The 10,773-nt window shown below is 36.8% G+C and carries 9 protein-coding genes; 8 read left to right on the top strand and 1 reads right to left on the bottom strand.

Features of this window, described 5'->3' with window-relative positions:
- Window positions 1-227: 227 nt before the first annotated feature.
- The 8 genes from HND50_22330 to HND50_22295 all read left to right on the top strand — a co-directional run bounded on the left by HND50_22330 (window position 228) and on the right by HND50_22295 (window position 9,573).
- Window positions 228-857 (top strand): DUF4263 domain-containing protein, encoded by a 630-nt coding sequence (locus HND50_22330; GenBank protein ID NOG47990.1) that lies wholly within the window; start codon window positions 228-230, stop codon window positions 855-857.
- Between the two features lie 34 nt (window positions 858-891).
- Window positions 892-1,827, top strand: a complete 936-nt coding sequence (locus tag HND50_22325) for a hypothetical protein (GenBank protein ID NOG47989.1) — start codon at window positions 892-894, stop codon at window positions 1,825-1,827.
- Entirely contained in the window at window positions 1,820-2,311 is a 492-nt protein-coding gene (locus HND50_22320) for a hypothetical protein (protein NOG47988.1), read from the top strand. Before HND50_22325 ends, HND50_22320 begins: the two co-directional genes overlap by 8 nt.
- A 116-nt stretch (window positions 2,312-2,427) precedes the next feature.
- Entirely contained in the window at window positions 2,428-2,925 is a 498-nt protein-coding gene (locus tag HND50_22315; GenBank protein ID NOG47987.1) for a hypothetical protein, read from the top strand.
- 141 nt (window positions 2,926-3,066) lie between these two features.
- Window positions 3,067-3,684, top strand: coding sequence for a hypothetical protein (locus tag HND50_22310; protein ID NOG47986.1), 618 nt, complete (start codon window positions 3,067-3,069; stop codon window positions 3,682-3,684).
- A gap of 697 nt (window positions 3,685-4,381) precedes the next feature.
- A complete protein-coding gene (locus tag HND50_22305; protein ID NOG47985.1) occupies window positions 4,382-5,551 on the top strand; it encodes an IS91 family transposase in 1,170 nt (389 codons plus the stop codon).
- 787 nt (window positions 5,552-6,338) lie between these two features.
- Window positions 6,339-9,113 (top strand): T9SS type A sorting domain-containing protein, encoded by a 2,775-nt coding sequence (locus tag HND50_22300; protein NOG47984.1) that lies wholly within the window; start codon window positions 6,339-6,341, stop codon window positions 9,111-9,113.
- A gap of 55 nt (window positions 9,114-9,168) precedes the next feature.
- Window positions 9,169-9,573: a hypothetical protein gene (locus HND50_22295; GenBank protein ID NOG47983.1), complete on the top strand. Its 405-nt coding sequence runs from the start codon at window positions 9,169-9,171 to the stop codon at window positions 9,571-9,573.
- 20 nt (window positions 9,574-9,593) lie between these two features.
- Here the strand turns inward: HND50_22295 and HND50_22290 are convergent, their stop codons facing one another.
- Window positions 9,594-10,616 (bottom strand): transposase, encoded by a 1,023-nt coding sequence (locus HND50_22290; GenBank protein ID NOG47982.1) that lies wholly within the window; start codon window positions 10,614-10,616, stop codon window positions 9,594-9,596.
- Window positions 10,617-10,773 lie beyond the last annotated feature (157 nt).

The following is a 10,773-nucleotide window of genomic DNA, read 5'->3' as shown; positions in this document are numbered from 1 at the left end:
TAGTTTATATGTGATGTTCATGATAGAGTCTCCTTGTGTTAGGTTAAACAATTTAATGGGTTGCTTTTCCACATTAGGGGGCTCTTTATTTACACAAAATAGGTATTTAAAGGTAATAGTTTATCAACACGGAATTTTACGTGCTAGCATGAATCGACAACCGGATAATTTTTCAACGTAAAATCCGGTTAATATTCACCGTTATGCACCAAAGGAGAATGAGTTAAATGGGAAAAATAAATCCCAAAATAACCCTCGATGATTTTAGTATTCTATTGAATAAAAGTAAAAAGGAAACGGAGATTCAGTCATTCCTTGAGAAGTTTCCATTTCTACTAACAAGTGGATATTATCCAGAAAGTGGTGCGGTTATATCTCAACTCCCTTTAGGCGCAGATTTTAGAGTTGATTTCGCATACCTTGTGGTTCTTAATGGTGGAGATTTCCTTCATCTTGTTGAAATTGAAAGACCAGATCTTGAAATGTTTACATCAAAAGATGAATTCAGTCAGGAGTTCAATCATGCTGTTCAGCAAATACATGATTGGGCTCAATGGTGTAGCGAGAATCGAGAATACCTTATTAATGTCCTTCAACAGCTAATCAATGGTGGACGTAGTAGGTTTCGTCCTTATCCAAGATTGACACTTATCGCTGGCCGTAGGAAACAGCTATCAAATGATAGAAGAAAAAGGAGATATACTGCAAAATCAAATGCACTCAGTCGAGATATGAACCTTTCAACTTATGATGATCTAATCGACTCTTTGGGTTTTGCTCGATATGGAGATATTAGTAGAGTAAATGTAAATGTTAAAACACATATTTATTCGAGCCAGGGTTTTAAACCAAAATAAAAAAACTAATATTAACTAATTGGAGCTACTTTAAATGGCAAAAATAGCCTTGTCAACTTATACTATTCGGATAAGAGAACGTAGAGAACCGACATATGAGAGACTTGATAGATTTGATAGAACTACTGATTTTTTTAATACTTTCACGCAATACCTATTAAATAGAAATCAAAACTATTCTCATGTTCAAAATATTCAGAAACTGATTTCGGTTAGTAATTATTCAGTAGATAATCGAATTATTACAGGTATAATCAAAACAGGAGAATATGGGTATGAGACAGAGCTATTCGATATTCAGAACAATGAAGTTTCATATTTGAGAAGTGTGAATGAAGCAGAATTACTTCCATTCTTTTTTCAAGTATTTTTACCAAATAATGCAGATGAAGGGATTCTTATTTTACAACGTTTTGGTCAATTCGGTATTAGAAAAGCGTTTTCAAATGACTTTAATTCCTACTTTAATCAATTATTTCCAGACTACATTGTTGAAATGAATCCTTTACTTCCATCACAAATAGTTGATCAGCATTTAAGAGACGGTGTTGTTACAAAAATTAGATTTATAAAATTTGAAGTACCAAATGATATTGCGGAGGCTTATGACAACAATGGACATACTGAAGAAATAAGTTCAACAGAATTAGTTGTACGTGCAAAACGAAACCAATTTTTATCTTTTGTTCCAAATAGACTAATTGAATTTATGAATAGAGAAAAGGATGTAAGTAATTTGTTTGAACTTACAAACTTTGATTATGATACTATTAAAGTTGAAGTAAAATTAGACAATGAAACGAGAACAATAGATTTATCAGATTTACATAAGATAAGAGCTTATTTTGATATTACAGGTGATGTTTCCATTAATGAGAATGGACATCCTGACTATGATAGTATTCTTCAAGCATCTAATGGTTTATTAAACGATTTAAGAGTTGCACTGAGAGGGCAAGCTCATGAGTAAGGTCGGTCTTAGCAAAATAATAAGTGATCATTTTACAACATTCAAGAAGTATAAAACTCAGGAAGTAAATTATCTTGATTACATTGTTTTTATAGTTCTTCCACTTATCTGTTCAACATTATTAATTTATTTTAAGGTAGTTATTACAAAAGAACTATCAAGCATATTAATAACGGCACTTTCAATATTTGCAGCACTTTTATTTAACCTTTTGCTACTTGTTTATGATATTATTAATAAAAACAACCACTCAGATAATGCTCTAAAGCAAAGATTCTTAAAAGAAATTTATTCAAATATTTCTTATTCAATATTAGTGTCTATTTTTTCAGTAATTATTTTAATTGGTAATTATTATTTTTCATGTGGTATCATATATTTGACTATTAATTTAATTGGTTATTTTTTTATTTTTTCCTTTGTATTAACTTTATTTATGATCTTGAAAAGAATTCATATTTTGCTTTCTAAGGAGTTTTCCTAAAAGTGCATAACAAAATATTGTAACCGAATTTGCTCGTCGAGGCATGATTTCGGTTTGAAAGTTTTACATTCGCAAATCGGCTAAATATCAGTCGTTATAATTTTAAGGTAATAATTATGAAAAAAAGTACTTTTATTTTCGTACTACTTTGGCTTCTTATAAGCCTAAATTTTGCAACATCCCCAAAGCAGCCATTGTTTGAATATAATTATTCAGGTCATCTTGTCTGCGATTCAACAATTTCAAAGGAAAATTACACAATACAACTTTTCGGAAAGAATGAATATCAGGAAGATTATTCAGCCTTATATGGAAGACGCATTGATAATGAAGTTTCTATTTTTATAACAGATACTACAGGAAAGTTTTATTTATCAGTAAATAGTGATCAAAAATTTGACTCTCTGAAAGTCGGTCTTGTATTGCCTGTAAAACCAAATATCTTTAGTAGAGCATATAGTATTAATGAAAATCAATATTCTGAAATGATAGTTCACTATACTCCCGAGAGTGAAAGTGGATGTAGTTGCACTACCGAACCAACTAAAACACGAATTGAAAAATACAAATATAGCCATTCAAATATTGAATTTGATATAAGTGATCTTTTTTAAAAATGTCGTTACTATTAAAAAAAATTATAACAAAATGTTCAACGCGGACGCTCACACGGGGAGCATGACTCGGCATCCGGTGGTTAAATCCCGCGCGGCGCCGGTTAACATTCGGTCGTTATGCACATTACAGATAAATATATGAAAATAATAAAAATCCTATTTATTCTATCCTTAACAACACTATTTGCACAAGATGTAGACAGTTCCTCAAAATGGAGTCAGGAATCAATTAATTTGCAGAAACAAGCAATGCAAATGTCATTTGATAATGTTTTTGAGACTGGATCCAAAAGGATAAAAGTTATTGATTCTGCATTAGTTTTACTTGATCGATCATATAAAATTGATACAACCTATTATCATGCTTTAACTTCACAAATTGGATTATACCAAGAAAAGAAGGATTATGAGTTGGCCTTAACCACAATGAAAGAAGTATTAAAACTAAAGCCGGATTTTGCTGAAGTTGAATTTGGATTAGGCATGCAATATGATTTCCTTAAACACAAAGAAGATGCTAAAAGACATTATTTAAAAGCACTTGATCTTTATAAGGAACGATTAAATCAAAAAAAGTACAGTGATATAAACAACCATTTTCATATTGGCTTGTGCCTGGTTTTACTTGGTAAAGAAAAAGAAGGCAAAGAATATATTTATAAGTTCAATGGTAACCAAGAAATGGATGAATTTATTGAAATGTTTGACGTGAAAAACCTTACGAGGTCTTCACTATTAAAATCGTTTTATAAATAATAAAGGTGCATAACACGGTGTTGTAACTGAATTTGCCACTCGGAGCATGATTTTAGGTTGAGAGTTTTTTCAGTGTCAAATCAGCTAAACACATGTCGTTATAAGGGCGGTTGGTTTCCAGGCTGCTTTGCCCGCCGGTTTTAAAACTTGGGTCAAAAACTGTTTTAAGGTAAAAGATGTTCTTTTCAATTTTATGGTTCTGCCCTGCTCCAAAGTTTTTTTGGTGTGTGGTTTTTCCAAGGTGGCAAAATGCAAACTGTTTTTTGTTCGCTAAGAGTTTTATAAATATCTCGGTTTGAGCGCGGGGTTCGTTGCCTGCCTTAGCTCACCCGATGTTTTTACTTTGCTTTGGGTTTGCTTTTTGCCTTGTGGGTTTGTCAAAATGTTTTTTGGCAATTCAAAGTTCACCGTCGACCAAAGCTGGTTTTTTGGTTAGTCAATGTTTAAATTGTTACAAAATTAACGGGGCTTTAGTGGCCCTTCTAACAAAATATTCAACACGGAATTTTACGTGCTAGCATGAATCGGCAACCGGATAGTTTTTCAACGTAAAATCCGGTTAATATTCACCGTTATATTGAAGCGGTTATATCCGCAGGCTGATTGATTTTATCTCTTCCGGCCCTCTAAATATTTACTTGTATATTGACATTTCATTTCTTATATAATATGTACTTATGTACACCATTTAAATGATATGTCAACAGCAACCGTAGCCAGTATTTTCCGGGACAACATCAAAGGGTACAGCCAGGACCATAAGCTGTCGCCCAAACAGTGGAAAGTTGTTAACGCGATAATGAACTGTCGCACATCTGTGCATGGGGGTCATCTTTTCCACTGCCCGTCCTGTGGCGTTGACCGTCCTTGTTATAATCCCTGCCGTGACCGGCACTGCCCCAACTGCCAGTATATCTTGAGAGAGAAATGGGTCAATGAACGGTTAAAAGAGCTTTTACCAGTTCCATACTACCATATAGTTTTTACGCTGCCCCATGCTTTAAATGATTTGATCAGCTACAATAAGCGTTTATTATACAACCTGTTTTTTTGCTGTGTTAAAGAAACGCTGAACAGCTTTGCCAAAGACCCCCGTTATCTTGGTGCACAATGCGGTTACCTGGCCTTGCTGCATACCTGGGGCCAGACACTTTCGCAACATGTACACCTGCACCTGATTGTGGCCGGTGGTGGTATAACAGATGGTGGTAACTGGAAAAGTGTCCCTTATGGAGGCCGTTTTCTCTTCCCGGTGCGCGCTGTGGGCAAGATGTTCCGTGGCAAGTTTATAGCTAAACTGAAGAAGATGCAGTATAAGGGGCAACTGGTTATCCCGGACACTATCGAGCTATTCAAAGAGCCGCACGTATTTGAGCATATGCTGGATTCCACCGCCCATAAGAAGTGGCGGGTTTATTGTAAAAAACCTTTTGGCAGCGCCGAGATGGTTGTGCGCTATATCGGACGTTATTCGCACCGTGTTGCCATTAGTAACAACCGTATCATCGACAGCAAAGAAAAGAATGTACGGTTCGGTTACAAAGATTACAGGCAAGGGAGTGGGGATGGAAAGTTTAACAAAGAGATGACCTTGTCGGCGGCAGAGTTTATACGCCGGTTTCTGTTGCATATACTGCCACATGGTTTTAATAAGGTGCGCTTTTACGGTTTCTGGGCAGGAAAAGTAAAGAAGGAAATTTTTAAGCGTATTCGTAATGAAATGGAAGGTTCTGTCAATAATGAAGCAGATCCCGAAGAAGAGGATAATGAGAATTCATATTGCTGTCCGCGTTGCAAGGTAGTTATGTTTTTTCGAATGCTGCTCGAACCACAATACAACGAAACTATATACCTGGACACTTCTTAAAGGAGCACATGTTTTATGGGGCATAACTTTTTTATCTATTCCATTCACGGGGATTGGTATGTCCAAAATTACAGTTTTGGGGTAAAGGCCAGTAGCTGGTTGCATCCAGCAGAAGGTTAAAAAATAACAGTTGACGTTCTGGCAATTTTTAATTAATATTTATACCGTTATGAAAGTGTTAGTATACACATAGCATAGGCGCTCAATATAACAATTCGTTGAACCAGACCAACCGCGTTGGGTTTGGAATGATATGTGGAATATCAACATGCGATTGGCAGGTTAACTAAACGTTATAAGTGCAATGCCTCCAAGGTCGCGCCATTGTTTAGAATAATTTTATTTTTTACGAAAATTTTGGACTGTTTTAAAAAGTGTTCTTTTCACGTTGTTTTTTATTCATAGGTTTCAATCCGGGTAAAATGCTTGGGTTGTAGTTTTTGTTCGGCATATTGAAAATGCATTTTACTTGAGGCGCTTCCCTGTTTTGCACTATCAAAATGTTTTTAAAAACAATGGCGCTTGGTTTTTGGGTTGCTTAAATTTCGTTTGTCTTTTCACGGTTTGGCAAAAGGTTTAAATGGCACTTCTAACAAAATATTCAACGGGACGCTTTCACGCGGAGCATGATTTTGTCAACCGGACGGACTTCCCCGCGCGGGCGCCCATTAATATTCACCGTTAGCCTGAGGACTTACCAACAAAAAGTATACTCATTTTTAATTTTTTATCATTTTTTTTATGAAGTTTTCAACAAATAATTATTCAAACTTATCTGGAGGTTAAAATGAAGAATCTTTTTCTATTTTTAATTTACTTTATTTTTAGTTCAACGACAATCATACAGTCGCAAGAAATTCTAATTGACTCAGATTCAAAAGCTAATATGTGGAACCAGCCGATGGAAAGCCCCAACGGTAACATTATAGTATATGAAAAACTATCTGATCCCACAGCATATAGTAATAATCCAAATATACCTGAAGTAAATGTCGATGTTTGGATACAAAATTTAAATACATCAGCAACCTCTTTTGTAACGACTACTAGTGCAAGTCCACATGCTGGTGCTTTTATAAAATGGATTGATAACACCCATTTTGCGATTAAGAATTCAACAGAAATTAATATTTGGGATATTTCTAACTTTTCTTCGCCCACAATTGATCATGCTCTAACAATTACAGGTGCATCTTTAGGTATAGTTGGTAGCCTTAATGCGTGGGATTATGATCCAAACAATAAATATCTTTTGACAGGCCAGCAGATAACTCAAGCTGGTTCCATACCGGATGTTATTTTAGTAGATCCATCTGATCGCACAAGAGATAGAGTTGTACTTGATGTGCATGCACTTGGTACTCCCGCTTTTATTGCACAAATGCAAGCCTTGCTACCCACTATGATGCACCTACCAGTTAGAGATATAAGTGCTTATTCCTGGAATCCGGAAGATTGGATGATCGCCCACAAATATTTTAGCCCTGATGGAAATTATATATGGATTAAATTAACTGTCTATGGAACAAATCCAGCCAATGGAAAAACAATTGCTGCTGACTTTGGTTTTACCTTTGCTGCTGATCCCTTAGGCATTTTAGGAAATGACATTGTTTTTTACCACGCAGATTCTAGGAGCCATCCATCCTGGTGGGATAATGAGAGGATTTACAACGATGATGGAATTATATACCTTAGAAATGGTAATGATGATCTTCAGGTTGTTGAACCTCTTTATGATAATCACATTGCTTTGTCAACATATAAGCCTGGTCCACAAATAGGAAATAATCATAGAGATTTTATTGCTGCAGATAATTGTTGTGGCACCCCCCTAGAAATCCATTTATATAAACCGGGAGAATTAAGCCCATTAGCCACCTTGTTTTCTAGCCCAAATATTAATTTAATTTGGGGTAGTAAGGATGGAAGTAGGGTTCACCCTAATCCATCCTTTTCTCGTGATGGGAAACGTGTTTATTACACAAGACAAACTAACCCAAGCACAATAGGCTTGTATGCATATGATATTCCAGAAGATATTTATTTCACTGGCAATGGCAACCAGCCTCTAATGGGGTGGGATGATATAAATGTACATTCTGGATGGTTTTATTCAGATTATACGAAATATATAACTAATAATAGTACTCAACCATTTTTGCAAAAAAAAGGTCCCTCTCACAATCCTAGTAAAGGATATTCTTTACCGATGGCTGTTGATGATGATGAAAATGCTTACGCTGTAAATGTTAATGGGAATTTGGTTTTGATTAGTGGGTTATACCCTGGTTGGTATTCTTCAGACTTATTGGTTAATGGTGTTAATCAATTGACAGAAAAGGGTCCATGGCACAGTCCAACTCTAGGATATTCACTACCAATGGTTGTTGATGCAGAAGGAAACATTTATGTTGCTAATGGCAAATCACGGTATGGACAATGGGGATGGCAACCAGTAGGAGGTCATTCCTCTCATAATGGATGGTATAAATCAGATATTACAGTTTATTGGAAAAATACTTCTTATACAACATCAACCGACTATAAAGGTATTGGTCCGTGGCATAATCCAAGTAAGGGGTATTCGTTACCCATGGCAGTTGATGGAGATGGAAATATATATTCTGTAAATAATCAACGTTTTTTGGAACTTGGATATGGTTGGGATGATGTTAATACACATCCTGATTGGTTTTATTCTGGTGTTACAATTTACTACAAAAATGGAAATTACTCCTCAGTTGCCTCTAGTTCAAAGAGAGGTCCGTGGCATAACCCTAACAAAGGGTATTCATTACCAATGGATGTTGACCAAGATGGGAATATTTATTCTGTAAACAATGGAACATGGACTAGTGGCTGGGACGATGTTAACACTTCTGGTCATATGCAATTTAATGGATGGTTACATTCGGGTTTTACAGTTTATGATCGGTTCGGAGGAGAAATTACTTTCAATAAAAAAGGACCATGGCATAATCCTTCGAAAGGATTCTCTTTACCGTTGTCTGTTGACAATAAAAGAAACGTTTATGTTGCCAACGGTATTTCTAGGTTTAATAGAAAAGAAAGTTTAGTTGAAATATGGCCATCAGCATCTCATTATAGTGGACAAGATTGGTATTATTCAGATTTGACTGTTTTGGTTAACGGAGGCGGAGAATGGTATTATTTGGATGGCGGTCCATGGTTTAATTTGGAAAAAGGATATTCACTTTCTCTAATTGCTCTTGGAACTGTTGGGGGCGTTTCACCAAGGATTGATATTGCATATAAAACTGAGGAGGTTATACCGTCCGATTATAAAGTAACGTACAATTATCCAAATCCTTTCAACCCTGTGACAATAATAAAAGTTAACCTTAAAAAAGGTGCTCTCGTAAAGTTAACTATTTACAATAGCCTTGGTAAGGAGATATCTATACTTGCCAATGAGCAAAGAACATCTGGTGAGTACGAATATAGGTTTAATGCTGAAAACTATTCTTCAGGAGTTTATTTCTATAAGTTAGAAATAGATAAGGAACTTCATATTAATAAAATGTTATACCTAAAATAAATTTTGGCTAACAAAAGGTTCAAGGTGAATTTGCCACTCGGAGCATGATTTCAGTTTGAGAGTTAACACAGTGGCAAATCACCTTAACCTCAGTCTACTTGCCCAGTTGCAAGAAAAATCCAGAGTGAAAAAGGATTTTTCTTTTCCAAATCCACCTTTTCATACACTTTTTTGGCATAATTACCCTGTTTCAGGGCGTACGCTGCCTGTATACCTGAACCTTTTAAACCAGCTGACCGTCCCTTTTTTCACTGCATCCTTTAGCCCGGGCTTACTTCCGTTACATCCCACCAAGGCGGAATTAACCTATTCTCTATTCGGCACAAAGGACCAGGGACGAACCCGCTTATCTGTTATTCGAAGCGCATTGCCCGAAAAAGACAACACCTTCCTGAAAGTTAATCGGCGGGTTCACCCGGTCTGTATTTATCTTCAGCTATTTATCAGCTGCCTGAAATAAAATAAATCTATTACAAAGAACTATGCTACTTTCTTACCAAAACGTACTTTATCCGATTCTTTCAGATTTGCATACTTTTTCTCAAGAAAAACCAACCTGTCCACACTTTGGTTGCCACGATATTCATAGACCCGCTTTTCTTTGACCAACGCCATAATCAGCTTTAATAAATTGCCGGAGGCGGCCACCACATTTTTACGGTAACTTCTTTTTGTCAGCTGGCGCTTTAGAAACTTAACCCGCACTTCGGGGATATATTTAATGGTTTCTTCACTCATCTTGTATAAAATGCAGGAAAGACGGCGGTTGCCGATATGGTTCATATGGCGCGGGCCCACATAGTTGCCCGATTGTGATTGCCGCAAACTGTAACCGGCGTATTTTTCCAGCTGTTTATAATGGCTAAACCCGGCCAGGTCGCGCGTTTCGGCAATAAACAAGGCCGCTTGCCGCTCAGAGATACCTTTTAAAGAAGTGATGATTTTTAAGTAAGGCGTCTCTCTGGCCAACTCTATTAAACGCTTCATGATCGCATCCATCTGTTTTTCGATCACCTCCTGCATGGCCAGCCAGCTATCCAAAGCCATGCGTTCGGCCATTTCCTCGTTTTCATCAAGACGGGTACCGATACTCGCCCGGGCATATTTTTGGATTGCTTCAAGATGGCTGCGGCCGCGTTTGCCCCAAGATAGTTTCCGGATCGTTTCTGATTCGCTTTCCAGGTCCAAAGAGAGGAAATGAGCCGGCAGAAAATACTTCTTTAAAAGGTAAGAAGAGCTTTTCGTATCCAAAGGGAATTCTATCAAAAATTCAGGGAAGCACCTATCAAGCAAGGCATGGATACGGTTGCGCTGCTGTACCAGGTTCTTGCGCAGCTTATCATAGGCGATACTTAAGGCATGCATCCCTTTTACCTGATCGCTATATTCTTTGTAGAAATCGAAATAACCGCGCTGGGCATTGCTGGCAATCAAAAAGGCATCTTTGGGATCGGTGCGGGTAAAATCATGGCTGATCATCGGACGCGAATGTTTGGTGGTCAACGGGCTTACAAGAAGTACATCGTAGCCACAATGCGGTTACGCTGTTGTACGAGGTTATGGCGCAGTTTATCGTAGGCAATGCTTAAGGCATGCATGGCCTTAATCTCATCACTGTACTCTTTATAGAAATCAAAAAAACCGCGTTGGGCATTGCTGG

It is taken from the genome of Calditrichota bacterium (assembly GCA_013112635.1).
In the GTDB taxonomy this organism is placed as follows: domain Bacteria; phylum Calditrichota; class Calditrichia; order Calditrichales; family J004; genus JABFGF01.
This window is presented reverse-complemented; position numbering and strand designations above follow the sequence as displayed.